The 18,374-nt window shown below is 68.5% G+C and carries 17 protein-coding genes and 1 pseudogene; 6 read left to right on the plus strand and 12 right to left on the minus strand.

Translation table 11 applies throughout. The features are described 5' to 3' along the window. Positions 1 to 130: 130 nt before the first annotated feature. Complete coding sequence (locus EAE32_RS00460) at positions 131 to 865, plus strand: hypothetical protein (RefSeq protein ID WP_243635520.1); 735 nt, start codon at positions 131 to 133, stop codon at positions 863 to 865. A 62-nt stretch (positions 866 to 927) separates the two neighbouring features. Here EAE32_RS00460 and EAE32_RS00465 read toward each other — a convergent pair whose 3' ends face one another. From EAE32_RS00465 to EAE32_RS12160, 3 genes and pseudogenes are all read right to left on the minus strand, one after another. After that, entirely contained in the window at positions 928 to 1,569 is a 642-nt protein-coding gene (locus EAE32_RS00465) for a DUF1345 domain-containing protein (protein ID WP_121863811.1), read from the minus strand. A gap of 226 nt (positions 1,570 to 1,795) precedes the next feature. Next, a complete protein-coding gene (locus tag EAE32_RS11850) occupies positions 1,796 to 2,809 on the minus strand; it encodes an alpha/beta hydrolase family protein (RefSeq protein ID WP_243635521.1) in 1,014 nt (337 codons plus the stop codon). Positions 2,810 to 2,957: 148 nt separating this feature from the next. After that, a pseudogene (locus EAE32_RS12160) lies at positions 2,958 to 3,146 on the minus strand (MmyB family transcriptional regulator); the annotation flags it as partial. 254 nt (positions 3,147 to 3,400) lie between these two features. On the opposite strand from EAE32_RS12160, the gene EAE32_RS00485 reads away from it, so the two are divergent. Both EAE32_RS00485 and EAE32_RS00490 read left to right on the plus strand, forming a co-directional pair. Further along, positions 3,401 to 4,027: an NAD(P)H-binding protein gene (locus EAE32_RS00485; protein ID WP_121863812.1), complete on the plus strand. Its 627-nt coding sequence runs from the start codon at positions 3,401 to 3,403 to the stop codon at positions 4,025 to 4,027. A gap of 137 nt (positions 4,028 to 4,164) precedes the next feature. Next, the gene (locus EAE32_RS00490; protein ID WP_121863813.1) at positions 4,165 to 4,842 is read left to right on the plus strand and encodes an enoyl-CoA hydratase/isomerase family protein; all 678 of its coding nucleotides are present in this window, start codon (positions 4,165 to 4,167) and stop codon (positions 4,840 to 4,842) included. A gap of 135 nt (positions 4,843 to 4,977) precedes the next feature. Here the strand turns inward: EAE32_RS00490 and EAE32_RS00495 are convergent, their stop codons facing one another. Next, positions 4,978 to 5,478 (minus strand): GNAT family N-acetyltransferase, encoded by a 501-nt coding sequence (locus EAE32_RS00495; RefSeq protein WP_121863814.1) that lies wholly within the window; start codon positions 5,476 to 5,478, stop codon positions 4,978 to 4,980. 863 nt (positions 5,479 to 6,341) lie between these two features. On the opposite strand from EAE32_RS00495, the gene EAE32_RS00500 reads away from it, so the two are divergent. Beyond that, complete coding sequence (locus EAE32_RS00500; RefSeq protein ID WP_341537801.1) at positions 6,342 to 6,965, plus strand: formylglycine-generating enzyme family protein; 624 nt, start codon at positions 6,342 to 6,344, stop codon at positions 6,963 to 6,965. A gap of 68 nt (positions 6,966 to 7,033) precedes the next feature. Further along, a complete protein-coding gene (locus tag EAE32_RS00505) occupies positions 7,034 to 7,279 on the plus strand; it encodes a CopG family ribbon-helix-helix protein (protein WP_121863815.1) in 246 nt (81 codons plus the stop codon). A 652-nt stretch (positions 7,280 to 7,931) separates the two neighbouring features. On the opposite strand, the gene EAE32_RS00515 is transcribed toward EAE32_RS00505, so the two are convergent. From EAE32_RS00515 to EAE32_RS00550, 8 genes are all read right to left on the minus strand, one after another. Continuing rightward, positions 7,932 to 8,363: a cytidine deaminase gene (locus tag EAE32_RS00515; protein ID WP_121863817.1), complete on the minus strand. Its 432-nt coding sequence runs from the start codon at positions 8,361 to 8,363 to the stop codon at positions 7,932 to 7,934. A 152-nt stretch (positions 8,364 to 8,515) separates the two neighbouring features. Next, positions 8,516 to 9,259 (minus strand): DUF3800 domain-containing protein, encoded by a 744-nt coding sequence (locus EAE32_RS00520; RefSeq protein ID WP_121863818.1) that lies wholly within the window; start codon positions 9,257 to 9,259, stop codon positions 8,516 to 8,518. Positions 9,260 to 9,306: 47 nt separating this feature from the next. After that, positions 9,307 to 10,077, minus strand: coding sequence for an HpcH/HpaI aldolase family protein (locus tag EAE32_RS00525; protein WP_121864731.1), 771 nt, complete (start codon positions 10,075 to 10,077; stop codon positions 9,307 to 9,309). Positions 10,078 to 10,127: 50 nt separating this feature from the next. Next, entirely contained in the window at positions 10,128 to 10,913 is a 786-nt protein-coding gene (hpaH, locus tag EAE32_RS00530; RefSeq protein ID WP_121863819.1) for a 2-oxo-hept-4-ene-1,7-dioate hydratase, read from the minus strand. 85 nt (positions 10,914 to 10,998) lie between these two features. After that, positions 10,999 to 12,165, minus strand: a complete 1,167-nt coding sequence (gene hpaD / locus EAE32_RS00535; RefSeq protein WP_121863820.1) for a 3,4-dihydroxyphenylacetate 2,3-dioxygenase — start codon at positions 12,163 to 12,165, stop codon at positions 10,999 to 11,001. 78 nt (positions 12,166 to 12,243) lie between these two features. Continuing rightward, the gene (hpaE, locus tag EAE32_RS00540) at positions 12,244 to 13,779 is read right to left on the minus strand and encodes a 5-carboxymethyl-2-hydroxymuconate semialdehyde dehydrogenase (RefSeq protein WP_121863821.1); all 1,536 of its coding nucleotides are present in this window, start codon (positions 13,777 to 13,779) and stop codon (positions 12,244 to 12,246) included. 62 nt (positions 13,780 to 13,841) lie between these two features. After that, positions 13,842 to 14,540, minus strand: coding sequence for a GntR family transcriptional regulator (locus EAE32_RS00545; protein WP_121863822.1), 699 nt, complete (start codon positions 14,538 to 14,540; stop codon positions 13,842 to 13,844). A 43-nt stretch (positions 14,541 to 14,583) separates the two neighbouring features. Then, complete coding sequence (locus EAE32_RS00550) at positions 14,584 to 16,116, minus strand: fumarylacetoacetate hydrolase family protein (RefSeq protein WP_121863823.1); 1,533 nt, start codon at positions 16,114 to 16,116, stop codon at positions 14,584 to 14,586. 325 nt (positions 16,117 to 16,441) lie between these two features. Between EAE32_RS00550 and EAE32_RS00555 the strand changes: the two genes are divergently transcribed. Continuing rightward, positions 16,442 to 18,328, plus strand: coding sequence for an FAD-binding monooxygenase (locus EAE32_RS00555; RefSeq protein WP_121863824.1), 1,887 nt, complete (start codon positions 16,442 to 16,444; stop codon positions 18,326 to 18,328). Positions 18,329 to 18,374: the final 46 nt, after the last annotated feature.

The raw sequence follows: 18,374 nt of genomic DNA on the forward strand, positions 1-18,374 counted from the left end.
TGCATCTGCGCAGGTCAGATGGGGAAACAACCCGCACCGGTGACATCTCGGTGCGGGTGCAAGATCACGAATTGGTGACGGCCCCGATGTGACCTTGCACGCACCGCCGCCGGTTGCGAGTCTGTTTGCTATGGCGAAGCGAACTCTCCCCAGGGCACTGCCCGCCGCGGCCGCCCTGTTCGGCCTCCTCGCGGTCACCGGCTGCTCCGGCGACTCTCCTGACGCGCCCGCCGCGGGTGGTGCCACGGCGAGCGCCGAGGCGGGTGCCCCGCCGACCGGCGCGGGGGGCACGGCGTCGTCGGCCCCGGGAGCACAGAACGGGGTGACGCCCGCGGAGGCGAACAGCGCGGATGTCTACGAGCTCACGCAGACGTACACGGACCCGGACAAGTTGTTCACCGTGCAGTACCCGAAGGACTGGGCGGCGGCGGTGGACCAGGGGTACCTGGAACTCACCAGTCCGGACGGCAAGGTCAAGGGGACGGTGGCGTCCACGAAGGCCCGCCCGCCCAAGGGCGACTGGTTCACCCGGCCCAAGCACCCGCTGATCGGGCACGAGACCCCGCTGGGCGAGCAGCTGGGCACCAAGGTGTTCACGTACGCCAGCTACGTGCCCGCACCGCCGCGCGGCGAGCGCAGCGACTCCGTGCTGTGGGGGCTCACCCCCGCGGACAACAAGGGCATCGTGCACCTCAAGGGCGGCGACAAGGGGGACCTGTGGGCCGAGTTCCACTACTCGCCCGTGAACGAGGGCAACCGGCCCCTCTCCCAGAGCAAGGGCGTGGAGCTGGTCAACGAGATCAACCAGACGGACGACGCCGGAACCGTGGACGCGATCCTGAAATCCGTCCGCGCCGGCGCATAGGGCCCCACGACCCATCGGCCGTCACTGCGGGGCGCAGAGCGCGGGGAGAGAAGCAGGCGCGGTCATCCTGGCAGCACACCGAGCACCACGTTCACCGTGGCCGCCAGGATGACCGTGCTGAAGATGTAGGACAGCAGGCAGTGGCGCAGGATCACGGCGCGCAGCCGTGTGGTGCTCACGTTGGTGTCCGAGACCTGGAACGTCATGCCCAGGTTGAAGGAGAAGTAGAGGAAGTCCACGTACCGCGGGGGCTCGCGGTCGTTGAAGTCGATCCCGCCCCGCGGGTGCCGGTAGTACTCGTGGGCGTAGCGCGCCCCGTACATCAGGTGGAGCATGGCCCACGTGAGCAGGATGCCCAGCAGCCCCAGCACCGCCCCGGTGGTGCGTGTGTCCGCGGCGCCGCGGACCAGGATGACCATGATGGTCAAAAGGTTCACCAGGGACAGCGCCACCACGGTGGCCTCCTGCACCAGGGGCTGGAAGTCCTCGCGCACCGAGTTCCTGCGCGTGTGCGCCGCGTCCAGGGGCCACAGCACGGACACGGCGAGCACCACGTACACCAGGGACACCCCGCACGCCCCCACCAGCACGGCCAGCAGCCCGTCCAGGGCCAGGGAGGCCACCCCGCCCGCGAGCACACCCACCAGCACGGCGATCGCGAGTCTCAGGTGGGCGGACAGGGGCCGCCGTTCGGTGGTCGTCATGGGCCCAGGCTAGTGGCCGGGATCCCGGGCGGCACGCCCCGTGCGCGCGACGGTGCCGGCTGCCGCGGGCGGACAGCTCCTCTGCGGGGCGCGCCGGGCGACAGCCGGGGCGACGACGGTGTGCCCGCCTTCCAACGCGGCACGCGCCACCGTTAGCCCCGGACCGCGACCGCACCCGGTGAGGGGCCGCACCCGTGTGGGCGTCGTGACGAGACCCGCGCCGGGCTCACCCCATGTGCGCGTCGAACCACGCGACGAGATTCTCCGGGTGGTCACCGAAGTAGTTGTACGCATAGAAGCGCTGGTTGGAGTCCTCAATCCAGAACAGCTCCTTGTCTTCGGCGCCGAGCGCGTCAAAGATCTCCTGGCCGTCCTGCTCCGCGTGGATGAGGAAGTCGCGCTTGAGCTGCGCCATGAACGTGGGGACCTTCACCGCATGGGCGTGGGGCCGCGGCGTCTCCTCGTCCAGCCGGAAACCGGTCAGCTCGCGGATGCGCACGTCCAGGCGTTCGGCGGCCTTCTCCGGGTTCATCTTCGCGAGCTCGGCGCCCTTCTCGATGAAGGTCCTGCCGCTGACCACGTTGACCACGGCGAGCGCCTGGACCTCCTTGAACTCCTCGGGGTACAGGTCCATCGCGATGATCGTGGAGTTGCCGCCCATGCAGCGGCTCCACAGCCCCACCGTCATCTCGGGCCAGCGCTGCGTCGCGTACCGCACTGAGCCTACGACGTCGCGGGCCTCCACCAGGCCCAGCCCCGAGGTCCCGGCGGGGTCGGAGGCGCTGCGGCCGTGGTTGCGCAGATCGTAGGTGAGGATGTTGTAGCCCGCCTCGTGCAGGGCCTTGAGCTCGGGCAGGGAGTTGACCTCGAATCCGCCGAACATCGTGTTCCACGGCGCGAGGTGGCCCGGGAAGCCGTAGCGGTTGCAGGTCATCGGGTGGTTCACGACCAGCAGCTTCTGGGACCCCTCGGCGGGGATGAACCAGCCCTCCAGGGTGGTGCCGTCCATGGCGGGGAAGAACACGTCCTCGTAGGCCATGCCGCACTCGTCCGGGCGGCGCAGCACCGGCGTGCGCACACCGTGGGCGAACATCTGCGCGTAGATCTCCACGAGCGGGTCGAGCTTGTTGGTGACGGCCTCCTTCACCGTCTTGGCCACGTTCGTCGCCATCGCGGTGGGCTTGGCGTCGTTCTGCCCGCGGTCGGTGCTGGTCTCGGTGATCTGGTTCAGGTCGGTCATCGTGCTGCCTTTCCTCGGGTGCGGTCTGGTTCGTGGTTCGTCTACGGCGCGGCGTGGAGGCTGGAGAGCAGCCGCAGCCCGTCGCGCGTGGCGGGTGGTCCGGGTCCGGCGTGTACCCGAACAGCCGGGTTCCGGGCATTCCCGTGACCTCCAGGGCCTCGTAGCGCAGGCGCAGCGGTCCCACCTCGGCGTCGTGCACGAGCTTCACGCCCCGCCGGTGGTCGGCGACGTCGTGCGCCCGCCACCGACGCTCGAACGCGTCACTGCCGTCCGTGAGCTCGTCGACGAGCTGCTGGGCGGCGCCGCCCGGTGCCCGGGCCACCTCGACGCGCAGCATGGCCGCGGCGGCGTGTGCCCCGCGGCAGTCCGACGTCCTCGGGCTGCAGGCGTTCACGCCGCGACATCAGAAAATCGCGGATCTCAGCGGGAGTGGTCATGCGCGCCACGCTACCGGCGGGTCCTGAGCCCAACCAGGGGTTGCCAGTACCCCCGACAACGGCCACTGCCACCGTGGGGTGGGTGCCTCTACCGTGGAAGGTGAACCGGAAGACCGCGCCCCCAGGCGCAACCACCCGTGAGAAGAATGCTCCCATGACCAACGTTCTCGTTCTCGGTGCGAGCGGCCAGATCGCCCGCTACGCCATGCCCATGCTCGCCGAGCAGGGTGACACGCTCACCCTCTTCGCGCGGAACGCCTCGAAGGTCGACACCCCCGAGGGCGCCCGGGTGATCGAGGGTGACGTGCTCGACGCCGCCGCGCTCGGGGCTGCCCTCGACGGCCAGGACGTCGTCTACGCCAACCTCGGCGGTGAGATCGCGGCGCAGGCCGAGGCCCTCGTCTCCGCCCTGGACGCCGCCGGCGTGAAGCGTCTGCTCTTCATCGTCTCGCTCGGCATCTACCACGAGCTGCCGGAGGCGTTCGAGGCCTGGAACCAGCAGATGATCGGCGACGCGCTCGTGGACTACCGCAAGGCCGCCGAAGTCATCGAGGCCTCCGACCTCGACTACACGATCATCCGCCCGGCGTGGCTGACCAACAACGACGAGACCGACTACGAGCTCACCCAGCGCGACGAGCAGTTCAGGGGCACCGAGGTATCCCGCAAGGCCGTCGCGGCGTTCATCGCCTCGGTGGTCGCGGACCCGAGCACGCACTCGCGCGCCAACGTGGGCGTCAACAAGCCCGGCACCGAGGGCGACAAGCCCGCCTGGTTCTGAGCCGCCAGCGACGGAGGGCGCAGCCAGCTCCAGACCGGCCCCGGAGGCCCGTCCCCACGCGAGCGCAGGGGTTCGGCGCCGGGTTCGGCCCCTGCGCTCCACCGTCTGCGTGGGGGGGGGTGTGCGATGCTGACGAGATGACTCAGCTGACCCGCCAGGAGAACGTCATCGTCCTCGACATCAGCGACTCGCCCGAGGGCGACCACCGCTTCACGTACGAGCGGATGCGGGCCATCGACGCCGCCCTCACGCAGGTGGAGTCCACGCCCGGGGACCTCGCGCTGGTGATCACGGCTCAGGGCAAGTTCTTCTCGAACGGGCTCGTTCCCGAGCTCTTCGTGGAACCGGAGTACAGCGCGGCGTTCCAGCGTCTCGTCGCCCGCCTGCTCGTCTCCGAGGTCCCCACGGTGTGCGCGATCAACGGCCACTGCTACGCAGGCGGGCTCCTGCTGGCCCTCGCGTGCGACGAGCGCTGTGCCCGGTCAGAGCGCGGTTTCCTCTGCCTGCCCGAGACCTCGATCCAGGTCCCGTTCACCTCCGGACTGTCTGCTCTGGTCCCGGCCCGCCTCGCCCCGCGCGCGGCCCACCGCGCCATGGTCCTGTCCGAGCGCTACGACGCCCCCGCAGCCGTGGCGGCAGGAATTGTCGACGACGCCGTTCCCGGCGCGGATCTGCTGGCCCACGCCGTGCGCCGGGCCGCTGAGCTGAGCCCGCTTCGCGGCTCCGTCCTGGCCACGAACAAACGACGGCGGTACGCGGACGTGGTGGAGGCGCTGCACCGCCCGGAGCAGCTCACCGTCGAAACGGACGCCTGAAGCCCTCTTTCGGCGCTGCGCATTTGCGGGGCGGCCTCCGAGTCACGCTGCCTGTGCACCCGCGTGTCGCGGGACGGGTGGGGTTGGCATGGGGCATTCCCGAGCGGTCGAGCACCCCTGGTGGTCACTGCCCCGTCACACCTCACGGGCCATCGCGATCCGAGGGGCCGTGAACCGCATGCGCTCCTCGGAGAGTTCGGCGGCGAGTTGCGGGCCGAGAGTGTCATGCGGCAGAGGGTGAAAGCCCAGCCTCCGGTAGTAGGGCGCATTCCACGGGACATCCGCAAAGGTGGTCAGCGTCAGCCGGTCGTCGCCCCGGTCACGCGCCCACGAAGTGACCGCGTCGATCAGGTCTGCCCCGATGCGCTGACCGGCATGATCCGGGTGAACGCTGACCTGTTCCAGATGGGCACTCCCGTCGCGCACCACGGCGAGGGCATAGCCGACGACCTCGCTGGATACCGTGGCAACCCACACCCTGCCGTCAGACGCATGACGGATGAGTTCCTCGACGTCGGGCAGCGGATCATCAGCGACCTCCGGCATCCCGATCGAGCGGAAAGCCTCTCCCGCGGCCGCTTCAATGGCAGGCAGTCCGAGCACGTCAGCCGGGACTGCTAGACGAATCACGGGCATCTACTCAAAGACCTTGGTTCCCAAGACGGCAGTGAGTAACGACGTAGCGGATGGGTAACGAGACAGCCGAGGCACAGGGAAAGCAGTCACTCGCAGTGGAATGCCCGCGCACGCTCTATGGCTTGCGCGATCTTCCGGGCATGCGCGACCGAGTCCACAACAACCGCGTATCGATTTCCCACACGGGTTGCGATGTCGACTCGGCCCTTCCCACCGGCGCTGAGTCGGACGCCACGTGGGGACTTTGCTCGACCGGTCACCCACCAATTCAGAAAGCCGTGATTGAGACCGTCGTCCTCGTGAGTACCGACAGAGACGATGTCGGACAGCAGCAGGGAGCGGCGATAGAGGGGTGCCAGGAGTGTCACTGTCCCCGCTTCCGGATCAACCGACACGCCCACTGACAGCCCTGCCGATGCCAGCCGGTTACCACGGGATGTGAAGTGCATGGGAGCTGAGTTGCCCAAGCTTCACCACCCCAATCCTGTCTCGCGGATGTTGACTCTTCGCTTGGCGCACATACTAGTGACATGCACTTCTGTCTGACACCTGAGGACTCGGATAAGATTACGATCATTCGGTCGTGCGCTCGCAACGGCCTCCGCACGTCCTGAGCGGCATCCCTTCTGAGGTTTAACCCGAACCCCCTCTGACCCCGGCACTGATCGGTTCAGGGGAATGACTTCCACTCTCTCATCCTCCTCTCAACTGCGTAGGAGCTCGCCATGAAGACGATGGTCTCGATTCCCGGGGGCAGCACCACGTTGAAGGACGCGCGTCGGGGTACTCAGCGCTCGGTGGATCTGGTGCCCTTTGAGATAGGGGACACCCCGGTCAGCGCTGCCCAGTTCGCGGCTGGCCACATGAGCGTCGAGGCACCCGGCGATCTTCCAGCGACAGGTGTTCGATGGCGAGATGCCGTGCGGTGGTGCAACGAAGCTTCGGCACATGATGGCCTGCAGCAGGCCTACGCTGTCGATGGCCAGGAAGTGCGTTGGATTCCGACTGCAAACGGATATCGACTGCCAACGGAAGCTGAGTGGGTCCACGCCAGCCGAGGCGACGTTTCCGCCCCACGTTACGGGGATCTCGAAGAGATCGCCTGGAGCGCGCTGGATGAATTGCACGAGCCTCAGCGCATGGGTCTCAAGGCAGCCAATGCCTACGGGGTCTACGACACTCTCGGTAACGTGTGGGAATGGTGCTGGGACCGTTTGGATCCTGCGCGCTACGGCGACTACCGCCTCTTCAAGGGTGGCGGATGGGCCGATCCTGAATGGTCCGTGCGAGTGGGAGTCAGGCGGGGTGACGCTCCAGACGCACAGCTGGAGGATGTCGGGGTCCGAGTTGTCCGTGGGGCTCTCCCTGCGGGAAAGAACATCGATGGCGGTCAAGGCTGGTCGGATCGAGAAGATCGGGAACGGGCCAAGTCTCAGGGCGCACGGCCTCTCGGATGGACCCCCTTGGAACCCCGGAGTACCGCCTAGGAAGCGGGAAATACCCACGGACGCAAACTCCCGTTCAATGATCCCTCGCGGGAGTGAGGAATTGACGTATGAGTGAGGACCAAGTCACTACAGAGAAGATCAAGGCGTGGGTTGCCGAGGCCGAAGCGGGTTACGACGCGGGCGTGCTCAAGCGACGCGGTCGCGGGCGGCCGGGGCGAGGTGCTGAACCGATGAAGGTTGTCTCCGTCCGATTGACGGCCGAGGAGCTGGCCGCACTTGATCGCATCGTAGAACGAGAGCACACCTCACGATCCAAGGCGATCCGCCAGGCTCTCGCCACGTACACGGCGTGAAGTTCCACTCCCAGAGACCACAACGTCATGACCCGCAACAGCTAGCAGAGGAATCCCCCCGGCCGGGTGTTCGCGCTTTGGCGCGGAGTTCATCCAGTCGTACCAGCACCTCAATCTGAAGCAGGCACGGCCACCCGTGGACCACCAGCCCCAAGCCCAAGCACCCCAGTGCCCACCAGGGATGGGCGAAGACCGCGAGAGCTGCAGCGGCCAACAGATGGATCGCAAGCGACGCAGCATGGCTGACCAGTGACCCGGCGGCGTCAGACCTGAAGGGATCAAGGTCGGCGAAGGACCTGATGGGGCGACGTACCTGCCGGTTCCACCCCACCCGGTCCAGCATTCGGGCCAGCGAACGTGGCCTGGCCCAGCGAATCATCGAGGACAGCAGGGCTGTGCGCCGCCACTGGTGGGTGAGCAGCCGCTGGGTTGGACACCCGTAGAACACGCCCGCTCCAAAGGTTCCAGCCGTCACCAGCCCCACGTACCCGCCAGGGGATCGCGGCACGATGACAACGAAGCCACACGCCAGGACAAGTACGGTCACCACCGCGGCAAGGACACTGGAAGTCTTCATCCCCGGCAACCCATCTGTCGGCCTACGGTCTTCTCAGCGAAGTTCTCGATGCCTGTGCCCCGGGGGCGGTACTTCTCACCAGCCGCCAGTTAGTTCGCCTGGAAACACGGTCATCCAGTAGTCCGGAAGCACATCCCGCAATGCTTTCCACACCACCTGTGTGGGGTCCTCCGGCGCGGCGACACCCACCAGCACCTCGGGCCCGTGCAAGGCCAGCCGCTCCCGGCACACTCCGCACGGGCTGAGCACCAGAAATCGCCCGTGGTCATCACGGAGCAGGCACACGGACGCGACGACGGCCTGGTTCAGACGGAACGCCCCCGCGTACGGCTCGATCTCGTGGCACACCTCCACCGCCGGGTTCACCGCATCCGGGGCGGTGCCGGTGAGGATGGTCCCGTCAGCCAGCAGCATCGCGGCGCCGCCGCGCTCCTCACCGTCCGGGAATCGCGTGTCGATCAGGTTCAGGCACGCGCTGACGGTCTCATCCAGCTGGTCACCAGTCATACCCGAATTCTAGGTCCGCTCCCGAAGCGTCCCCACCCCATGCCAGCGCCTTTCTGGACACCCCTAGAACACGCCACTACCATGAGTATCACGACGAACCGGTCACCGGGGCGTTGTCTGCCGGAGGTCCCCCTGGGGACCTCCGAGCTTATTTAAGGCACCCATTTGCGTGCTGAATACAGCGGTCCCAGTTCTCGCATGATCGTTCGCGCTGCACGTTGCGCACGTTTGTTTTCCCCAGGATCGACCTCGGTGGTACGCCGATACATGTACACAACCAGGTCAACGGCCTGGATCCCTCGTTCCTGGGCAGAATCGAACCACTCGATGGGCTGTTCGATCCGCTCCAGCCTTTGAGACTTGTATCCGGGGGTGCCTACTCGGGTGTACCCCTCGATGGCTTCCCTGAAATCCTGGTGCTTGCTGATCATGTCCGCACGCACCAGGCAAGAGTCGTACCCCATACGCTCCGTCAGGTCGTTCGTCTTCTCCAGCGCGTGCCGAAGGGTGATCTCATACGGCGGGTCCGGGTACCGGTACCGGGCGTTCAACCGTGCCACGTCCACGCCCTCGATGATCACGCGGGCCCCGACCGCTTGGATGTGCCGCATGGCCTGTCTGTAGAGGGAAACGGACTCGTGCACCTGTCCTCGGAGACACTGCCACTCCTTGCGTCCCTGCATCATCGGATGACCGTGGAACTCGATATCCGGATCCACCCCGTATTTCTCCGCGACGTGTCTACCTAGATCTTCAAACCGTTCGCAGAGGTCCATGTACTGGTCCAGGTCCAGCACCATGCAACCGATGTAGTAGTGGTCCTGCTGGTAGCTCTCATCGACGAATGCGTAGAGGCGCCGCCCCTCACTCGGCCGCTGGGCGGCATCCTCGAACATGCGAGTAATCCTATCGAGGGCCTGATGATTGCAGGTCAGCCCCGCCCCTACCCCCGGAACGCCCCCGCCAGGTTCCGTGCCCCGGAAGCCAGCAGGGCGACGTCGGCGCCCACGTTCACGAAGTCCGCGCCCGCCGCGAGGTAGTCCCGCGCCTGGTCCTGGGCGAACGCGTTGACGCCCACGAACTTGCCCGCCGCCTGCACTGCGGTGATCACGTGCTTCACGGCGGCAACGACGTCCGGGTGGGTCTGCTGACCGATGAGCCCCATGGAGGCGGCGAGGTCCGAGGGGCCCACGAACACGCCGTCCACACCGTCCACCGCCGCGATCTCCTCGATGCTCGCCACGGCCGCCGCGGACTCCGCCTGCACCACCAGGGTGATGGTCTCCCGGGCACGCGGCAGGTAGCCGGGGATCCCGCCCCAGCGCCCGGAGCGCGCGAGTGCGGCACCCACGCCGCGCACGCCCGCGGACGGGTACGCCACGGACCGCGCGGCGGCCTCCGCCTCAGCCACGGAGTCCACCATGGGCACGATCAGGGACTGCACCCCGAGGTCCAGGTACTGCTTGACGACGACCTCGTCGTTGGCGGGCACCCGCACCACGGAGAGAGTGGGATAACCGGCGATTGCCCGCAGCTGCGCCTGGATGGACTCCAGGGACAGCGGCGAGTGCTCGCCGTCCACCAGGAGGTAGTCGAAGCCCGCGCTCGCGCAGATCTCCGCCGCCGTCGGATCACCGGAGGACAGGAAGATGCCCGTGACCGGGTCCTCGGGTGTGCGCGGCAGCGCGAAGAGGTCCTTGAGGCTCGGCAGCACACCGGGCAGGTTCGGTGCGTCCGGCGCGCGGAAGGCGTGGATCAGCTCGTTCACTCGAAACGACACGTGATGGCTCCCAACTGTCCGTAGTCCGCGTGGACGGTGTCCCCCGGGTGCACCCACATGGGCTTGGTGAAGGACCCGGCCAGCACGATGCTCCCCGCCTCCAGCGCATCCCCGTGCGCCGCGAGCTTGTTCGCGAGCCACGCCACCCCGTTCGCGGGGTGGTTCAGCACCGCGGCGGCCACGCCCGTGTCCTCCAGGGTCTCGTTGCGGTACAGCAGCGCGGACACCCACCGCAGGTCCACGGCGTCCGGGGCCACGGGGTTGCCGCCGTGGACCATCCCGCCCAGGGCGGCGTTGTCCGAGATGGTGTCCACGATGGTGCGGCCCTCCATCTGGATCCGCGAGCTCAGGATCTCCAGCGCCGGCACCACGTACTCCGTGGCCCGCAGCACGTCGAAGATGCTGGTGTGCGGCCCGCGCAGCTCGTCCTTGAGCACGAACGCGAGCTCCACCTCGATCCGCACGTTCGAGTACTGCCCGTGCTCGATCACCGAGCCGTTCTCGTGCACCTGGTCCGCGAAGATCGCGCCGTAGTCCGGCTCCGTGATCCCCGTGGCCTCCTGCATGACCTTGGACGTCAGCCCGATCTTGCGCCCCACGAGCCGCCGCCCGGACTCCTGCGCCCGCCGGCGCCACTCGTTCTGCACCGCGTAGGAGTCCTCCACGGTCATCTCCGGGTAGCGCTTGGTGAGGCGCTCCACCATCGTGCGGTTCGCCTCCGCGGCGGCCAGTTCGTCCGCGATGGCCACCACGCGTTCGTGCTCCAGCATGTCCTTGCCTTTCGGTTCGTGCGTGCTCGGGGGACGACGACGCCGCCCGCCCACGCGAGGGGGCGAGCGGCGTCGTCGTCGCGGGTCAGAGCTGGTGACCCATCTTGTACTCGCCCTGCTTCCACTCCGGCATGGAGTCCTCGCCCTCGGAGGCGCGCGTGTAGGAGAAGCCGTCCGCCCCGATGGTCACCTCGAGCTCGGAGTCGTCCGTGCGGGAGACGACCTCCTGGGGGTTGCCGTCCAGGTCCAGCACCAGGGAGGCGTCCGTGTACCAGGACGGGACCACGGGGGTGCCCCACCAGTCGCGGCGCTGGTTGTCGTGGACGTCCCACGTGACCACGGGGTTGTCCGGGTCACCGGTGTAGTAGTCCTGCGTGTAGATCTCCACGCGGTGCCCGTCCGGGTCCCGCAGGTAGAGGTAGAACGCGTTGGAGACGCCGTGGCGGCCGGGGCCGCGCTCGATCCGGTCCGACTGGCGCAGCGCACCGAGCTTGTCGCAGATGGCCAGGATGTTGTGCTTCTCGTGGGTCGCGAAGGCCACGTGGTGCATCCGGGGCCCGTCCCCGCCGGTCATGGCGGTGTCGTGCACGGTGGGCTTGCGGCGCATCCACGCGGCGTAGACCGTGCCCTCCTCGTCCTGGATGTCCTCGGTCACCCGGAAGCCCAGGTCCTGCATGAACTTGGTGGCGCGGGGGACGTCCGGGGTGACCTGGTTGAAGTGGTCCAGGCGCACCAGGGCCCCCGGGGTGTACAAGTCGTAGCGCCACGCGAGACGCTCCACGTGCTGCACGTCGTGGAAGAACTCGTACGGGAAGCCCAGCGGGTCCTCCACGCGCACGGAGTCCCCGATGCCCTTGGTGAAACCCTCGCTGCGGCGCTCCACACGGCAGCCGAGCTCCTCGTAGAACGCCACGGCCTTGTCCAGGTCCTCGGGGCTGCGCACCCGGTAGGAGAACGCGGCCACGGCGGCCTGCGGGCCCTTGCGCAGCACCAGGTTGTGGTGGATGAACTCCTCGATCGAGCGCAGGTAGACGGTGTTCTCGTCCTCCTCCGTGACCGTGAGACCCAGCACGTCCACGTAGAACTCGCGGGACTTCGCGAGGTCCGTGACCACGAGCTCCATGTACGCGCAGCGCAGGATGTCCGGGGCCGGGACGGAGGGGGTCGTGACGGGGTTGTCGGTGGTGATCGGGGCTTCCTGCGAAACGTAGAAGCCCGAGGACGTCATTGTCCGGTCAGCGGGATTCGTCATGGTGTGTCCTTCGTGGTGAGGGTGACGTGGTCAGTGGGGCCGGGGCGGACGGGCCGCCCCGGCGGAGACGGGAGGGGCTCAGCCGTCCGCCTTCGCGGCGGCGTCCTCCTGCTTGCCGAACACCGGGTTGTGGACCTCACCCAGGTTGATGTGCACGGCCTGCTGGTCCGTGTAGAAGTCGATCGAGCGGTAGCCGCCCTCGTGGCCCAGCCCGGAGGCCTTCACGCCGCCGAACGGGGTGCGCAGGTCCCGCACGTTGTTGGAGTTCAGCCACACCATGCCCGCCTCCACGTTCTGCGCGAAGTTGTGGGCGCGCTTGAGGTCGCTCGTCCAGATGTAGGCGGCCAGGCCGTACTTGGTGTTGTTGGCGAGCTCCAGGGCCTCCTCGTCCGTGTCGAACGGGGTGATGGCCACCACGGGGCCGAAGATCTCCTCCTGGAAGATCCGGGCGTCCGGCTTCACGTCCACGAACACGGTGGGCGCCACGTAGTTGCCGGTCTCGAAGCCCTCGGGACGCCCGCCACCGGCCACCAGGCGGGCCTCCTGCTTGCCGATCTCCACGTAGGACATGACCTTCTCCCAGTGCTCCGGGTGCACCAGCGCGCCCACCTCGGTGCTGGGATCGGAGGGCAATCCCACCTTCACGCGCTTGGCCTGCGCGGCGTAGCGCTCCACGAACTCGTCGTAGATCCCGCGCTGGACCAGGATGCGCGAGCCCGCGGTGCAGCGCTCGCCGTTGAGGGAGAAGACACCGAAGATGGTCGCGTTGATCGCGGCCTCCAGGTCCGCGTCCTCGAAGACCACGGCCGGGGACTTGCCGCCCAGTTCCATGGACAGGCCCTTGAGGTAGGGGGCGGCGTTGCCGAAGATGATCTGCCCGGTGCGGGACTCGCCCGTGAAGGAGATCAGGGGCACGTCCGGGTGCTTCACGAGGGAGTCACCCGCGTAGCCCTCCTCGCCGAAGCCGTTGACCAGGTTGAAGACACCGGCGGGCACGCCGGCCTCCTCGAAGATGCCGGGCCACAGGGATGCGGACAGCGGCGTGAACTCAGCGGGCTTGAGCACCACGCAGTTGCCCGTGGCGAGTGCGGGGCCCAGCTTCCAGGACTCCAGCATGAACGGGGTGTTCCACGGGGTGATCAGACCGGCCACGCCAATGGGCTTGCGGTTCACGTAGTTCACCTGGCGCCCGGGGACCTTGTAGGCGTCGTCGATCTGGGCGACGATCAGGTCCGCGAAGAACCGGAAGTTCTCGGCCGCCCGGCGGGCCTGGCCGAGCGCCTGGGTGATGGGCAGGCCGGAGTCGTAGGACTCCATGGCGGCCAGCTGGTCCCCGCGGGACTCCACGATGTCCGCAATCCTGTGCAGGATCCGGGAGCGCTCACGCGGGAGCATCCTGGGCCAGGGGCCTTCCTCGAACGCCTTCTTCGCGGCGGCCACGGCGGCCTCGATGTCCGCCTTCTTCCCGGAGGCGGCCGTGATGTAGGGCTCGTTGGTCACGGGGTTGAGCACGTCGAACGTGTCCCCGTCGATCGATTCCACCCACTCGCCGCCGATGTAGTGGCGGATGGAATCGGGAAGGTTCTCGGGCTTGGTGTCCTGCAGGGCTGCCATGTGATGACTCCTTGAATCAGTGCGAAGAATCGGTGCGAATCAGTGGGACTGCTGTCGGCGGGTCACGCGGTGCGGTGCTGCGCCTCGCCGCGGTCCTCGCGGCTGCTGAGGTAGCTCGTCAGCGTTGCCGTGCGGTGCTGGCGCACTGCGCGCTCCACGGCGTCCGCCGGGGCGTGGGTCTCGAGGAGGTGGAGGATGTGGTGGTGCTCGGTCACCGAGGCGCGGGCGCGCTCCGGCACGAACGAGAACGTGGAGGTCCGCAGGTGGTTCAGGCGCTCCCACTCCACCGTGACCAGGTCGTTGAGACGCTCGTTGGGGCACCGGCACGCGAGCACACGGTGGAACTCGTGGTTGGTCTCGGTGAAGGTCTGCGGGTCGAAGTTCTGCAGGGATGCCTCCATGGAGGCATTGAGCTCCCGGGCGTGGGCCAGGTCCGCGGCGGTGATCAGCGCCGCCGCCTGCGCGGTGGCCGCTCCCTCCAGCACCGCCAGCGTCTCCATGCTGAAGCGGTACTGCTCCCCGTCCACCATGGACACACGCGCCCCCACGTTGCGCTCGAACGTCACGAACCCTTCCGCCTCCAGCCGGCGGATGGCCTCGCGCACCGGCACCACGGACATGCTCAGGGTCTCCGCGATGGTCGCGAGCACCAGGCGGTAGCCCGGCGAGAACGCCTGGGTCATGATCTGGGACTTGATCCAGTCGTACGCCCGCTGCGCCTTGGACGGGGCGGCGGTCGCGGTGTCCGCGGTCAGGGGCATGGGTTCCTCGGTTCGGGTCAGGGGCGGGGGGCGCGGCGGCGGGTCACTCGGAGGGCAGGGGGTTCTCGGACAGCCACTGCTGGAACTTCTCCTTCCACTGCCCGGTGGGCGGGAACAACCCGTCCACCGGGTGGCCCTCGGCCACGCGCTCGGCCACCCAGCCGTCCTCGTGCTCCTTGGCCAGGGCGTCCTGGGCCACCTCCTCGGCGAGCGCGCGCGGGATCACGACGACGCCGTCGTCGTCCCCCACGACCACGTCACCCGGGAGCACGGTGACGTTGCCGCAGGCCACGGCCACGTCCGACTCCCACGGCACGTGGCGCCGGCCGAGCACTGCGGGGTTGGGGCCCTTGCAGAACACGGGCAGCCCGATCTCCTGCACCGCGGCGTAGTCGCGCACGCCGCCGTCCGTGACCACGCCGGCCGCACCGTTGTGGCGGGCGCGCAGCGCGAGGACGTCACCGAGGGTCGCGGAACCGGTCTCCCCGCGGGCCTCGATCACGATCACCTCACCCTCGCCCACGGCGTCGAACGCGCGCTTCTGGGCGTTGTAGCCCCCGCCGTGGGTCGTGAAGAGGTCCTCGCGGTTGGGCACGAAGCGCAGCGTCTTGGCGGTGCCCACGAGCTTGCTGCCGGGAGTCTGCGGGAAGACGTCCGCCACCACCACGTTGTTCAGCCCGCGCTTGCGCAGCTGGGCGGAGAGTCCCGCGGTGGGGGCCTTCTCGAGCTTCGCGCGCAGCTGCGGGCTCAGCGCGTGCGCGGCGCCCTGCTCGGGCAGACCGGCGGCGGCGCGGGACCCCCACGCCTCTTCGCGCTGGGTGTCGTCCACGGCGGGCATGGCTCCCAGGCCCTCGTCGAACGGCTCGGTCCCCTCGGTCACGCGGCTCACCAGGCGACCGGACGACGGCGCTCCGGGGGCCGACGGCGCATCGACCTCCACCTCCACGACGTCCCCGGGCCGGGCCACGGAGGAGCCCGCGGGGGTTCCGGTGAGGATCACGTCCCCCTCCTCCAGCGTCACGTGCTGGGAGAGGTCCGCCACGAACTGGGGCAGGGGGAAGATCATGTTCTCGGGTGCGGTGGTGTCCTCCTGCACCAGCTCCCCGTTGAGCCACGTGCGCACCCGGAGCTGCTCCGGGGAGACCTCGCGGGCGTCGAGGAGCGAGGGACCCAGGGAGGTGTAGCCGTCCCGGCCCTTGTTGCGCAGGTTGGAGCCCTTGTCCGCGGCGCGCAGGTCGTAGAGGCCCCAGTCGTTGGAGGCCGTCACGGCCGCCACGTGGTCCCAGGCGTCCTCGAGGGACACGTTGCGGGCGGGCGTGCCGACCACCAGGGCGATCTCCCCCTCGAAGGCCAGCAGCTCGGTGCCGGCGGGGCGTTCCACGGCGGCACCGGAACCCGCCAGGGAGCTCCCGGGCTTGAGGAAGTAGGAGGGCACGGCGGGCTTGCGGCCGCGCTGCGCGGCGCGGGACTCGTAGGCCACGTGCACCGCGATGATCTTGCCGGGCCGCACGGGGACCGGCCGCGCACCGTGGGTCCCGCCGAGGGTGCTCTGGGCGTTCTGGGGGTTCTCGGTCACCGGGACCGCCTCCTCGTGGTCGGCAGAATGTTATTCGAAATCGTATATTATCCTGCCGGGACGGGCAAGTGGTTCACGTCACACCATTCTCCCCGGAAAGCCGTGAGCTGTCTCCCGAGGTCCGGAAATTCGGGGCGGGAATGGTCCGAGCGGGACCGGGCCGGGCGGCGTCGTCAGGCGGGGAACGCCCCCTGTTGCGTGGGCCACACATCGTATATGATCCAGGCAACAGACGTGGACTCCACCGATCCACCGGGCAGCGGGCACCGTGGCTCCGCCCGGGACGGGCCCTCGGCCCACACCACCGCAGAACGCAGGAGAAGGCATGCTCTTTCATCAGAACGGATACGTCTCCGAGGACCCCCGGATCGAGGAGGCCCGCGGGTACGGCGTGGACCGCGCCCAGGAGCTCCCGGACACCATGGACGTGCTCATCGTGGGGTCCGGCCCGGCCGGTGTGATCGCCGCCGCGCAGCTCTCCCAGTACCCGGAGGTGAGCACGCGGCTGATCGAGCGGCGCCCCGGGCGCCTGGAGATCGGTCAGGCGGACGGTATCCAGGCACGCAGCGTGGAGACCTTCCAGTCCTTCGGCTTCGCGCAGGAGATCATCCAGGAAGCCTTCATGCTGCGCGAGATGTGCTTCTGGAACCCGGACCCCACGAACCCGCAGAACATCGTGCGCACCGGGCGCCCCGCGGACGACCCCCACGGGGTCTCCGAGTTCCCGCACATGATCGTGAACCAGGCCCGCGTGATGGACTACTTCCTGCGCTCCGCCAAGCGGGGCCCGGGGAGGATCGAGCCGGACTACGGCATCGAGTTCGTGGGCCTGGAGATCGACCAGGAGCACGAGCACCCCGTGGCCGTGACCGTCCGCCACGTGGCCGGCCCCCGCGAGGGCGAGGAGCGCACCGTGCGCGCCAAGTACGTCTTCGGGTGCGACGGCGCCGCGTCCCGCGTGCGCAAGTCGATCGGGCGCAGGCTCGAGGGCCAGGGTGCGAACCACGCGTGGGGCGTCATGGACGTGCTGGCCAACACCGACTTCCCGGACATCCGCACCAAGTGCGCGATCAACTCCGTGCACGGCTCCATCCTGCACATCCCCCGCGAGGGCGGGCTGCTGTTCCGCATGTACGTGGACCTGGGCGAGGTGCCGGAGGACGACAACCACGAGATCCGCAAGACCCCCATCGAGGAGGTGATCCGGCGGGCCAACCAGATCATCCACCCGTACTCCGTGGACGTGAAGTCCGTGGCGTGGTCCTCCGTGTACGAGGTGGGACACCGCCTCACGGACCACTTCGACGACGTGGACACTGAGGACCGCGGCACCCGCTGCCCCCGGGTGTTCATTGCCGGGGACGCGTGCCACACCCACTCCGCGAAGGCCGGGCAGGGCATGAACGTGTCCATGCAGGACGGCTGGAACCTGGGCTGGAAGCTCGGCGCGGTGCTCTCCGGGCGGGCGGACGCGTCCCTCCTGGACACCTACTCGGAGGAGCGCCAGGTGATCGCCAAGAACCTGATCGACTTCGACCGCGAGTGGTCCACGCTCATGGCCACCCCGCAGGACAAGCTCCCGGACCCCAAGTACCTGGAGGAGTTCTACGTCAAGACGGCCGAGTTCCCCGCGGGATTCATGACCGAGTACCAGCCCTCGCTGATCGTCGCCGGCACCGAGCACCAGGACCTCGCGCAGGGCTGGCCCGTGGGCAAGCGCTTCAAGTCCGCCCGGGTCCAGCGCGTGTGCGACGCCATGGTGGTCCACCAGGGCCACGAGGCCACCGCGGACGGGCGCTGGCGCATCCACGTGTACGCGGACTCCGCCGTGGCCGGGGCGAACTCCCCCACCGCGGCGTTCGCCGAGTGGCTGCAGAACGACCCCGCGTCCCCGCTGGTGGCCTACCGCCGCGAGGGCGAGGGTGAGGCCACGCTCTTCGACGTGGACGTCACCTACCAGCAGCCCTACGACCAGGTGGACATCAATACCGTCCCACGCGCGTTCAAGCCCCGGGTGGGCCCGCTCGAACTGAACTACTGGGAGCGCGTCTACGCCGCGATCCCCGGTGAGGACATCTTCGACCTCCGGAAGATCAGCCGCGACGGCGCCGTGGTGGTGGTCCGCCCGGACCACTACGTGGCCGCCGTGCTGCCCCTGGACGCCACCGCCGAGCTCGCGGAGTTCTTCGGGAGGTTCCTCCGCAAGGGCTGACGGCCCGCCCCGGACTGGGCCCGCCGTGCACCTCGTGGGGAGGGCG

This window comes from Kocuria tytonicola (assembly GCF_003687175.1).
Taxonomy (GTDB): domain Bacteria; phylum Actinomycetota; class Actinomycetes; order Actinomycetales; family Micrococcaceae; genus Kocuria; species Kocuria tytonicola.

Bases quoted from the DNA above. Each gene is read 5' to 3' on its own strand.
- EAE32_RS00490 (WP_121863813.1), top strand. From the start codon at position 4,165: ATGACTCAGCTGACCCGCCAGGAGAACGTCATCGTCCTCGACATCAGC.
- EAE32_RS00500 (WP_341537801.1), top strand. From the start codon at position 6,342: ATGAGCGTCGAGGCACCCGGCGATCTTCCAGCGACAGGTGTTCGATGG.
- EAE32_RS00545 (WP_121863822.1), bottom strand. From the start codon at position 14,540: ATGCCCCTGACCGCGGACACCGCGACCGCCGCCCCGTCCAAGGCGCAG.
- hpaE (WP_121863821.1), bottom strand. From the start codon at position 13,779: ATGGCAGCCCTGCAGGACACCAAGCCCGAGAACCTTCCCGATTCCATC.
- EAE32_RS00460 (WP_243635520.1), top strand. From the start codon at position 131: ATGGCGAAGCGAACTCTCCCCAGGGCACTGCCCGCCGCGGCCGCCCTG.
- EAE32_RS00520 (WP_121863818.1), bottom strand. From the start codon at position 9,259: ATGTTCGAGGATGCCGCCCAGCGGCCGAGTGAGGGGCGGCGCCTCTAC.
- EAE32_RS00505 (WP_121863815.1), top strand. From the start codon at position 7,034: ATGAGTGAGGACCAAGTCACTACAGAGAAGATCAAGGCGTGGGTTGCC.
- EAE32_RS00465 (WP_121863811.1), bottom strand. From the start codon at position 1,569: ATGACGACCACCGAACGGCGGCCCCTGTCCGCCCACCTGAGACTCGCG.
- EAE32_RS00515 (WP_121863817.1), bottom strand. From the start codon at position 8,363: ATGACTGGTGACCAGCTGGATGAGACCGTCAGCGCGTGCCTGAACCTG.
- EAE32_RS00485 (WP_121863812.1), top strand. From the start codon at position 3,401: ATGACCAACGTTCTCGTTCTCGGTGCGAGCGGCCAGATCGCCCGCTAC.
- hpaD (WP_121863820.1), bottom strand. From the start codon at position 12,165: ATGACGAATCCCGCTGACCGGACAATGACGTCCTCGGGCTTCTACGTT.
- EAE32_RS00555 (WP_121863824.1), top strand. From the start codon at position 16,442: ATGCTCTTTCATCAGAACGGATACGTCTCCGAGGACCCCCGGATCGAG.
- EAE32_RS11850 (WP_243635521.1), bottom strand. From the start codon at position 2,809: ATGACCGACCTGAACCAGATCACCGAGACCAGCACCGACCGCGGGCAG.
- hpaH (WP_121863819.1), bottom strand. From the start codon at position 10,913: ATGCTGGAGCACGAACGCGTGGTGGCCATCGCGGACGAACTGGCCGCC.
- EAE32_RS00495 (WP_121863814.1), bottom strand. From the start codon at position 5,478: ATGCCCGTGATTCGTCTAGCAGTCCCGGCTGACGTGCTCGGACTGCCT.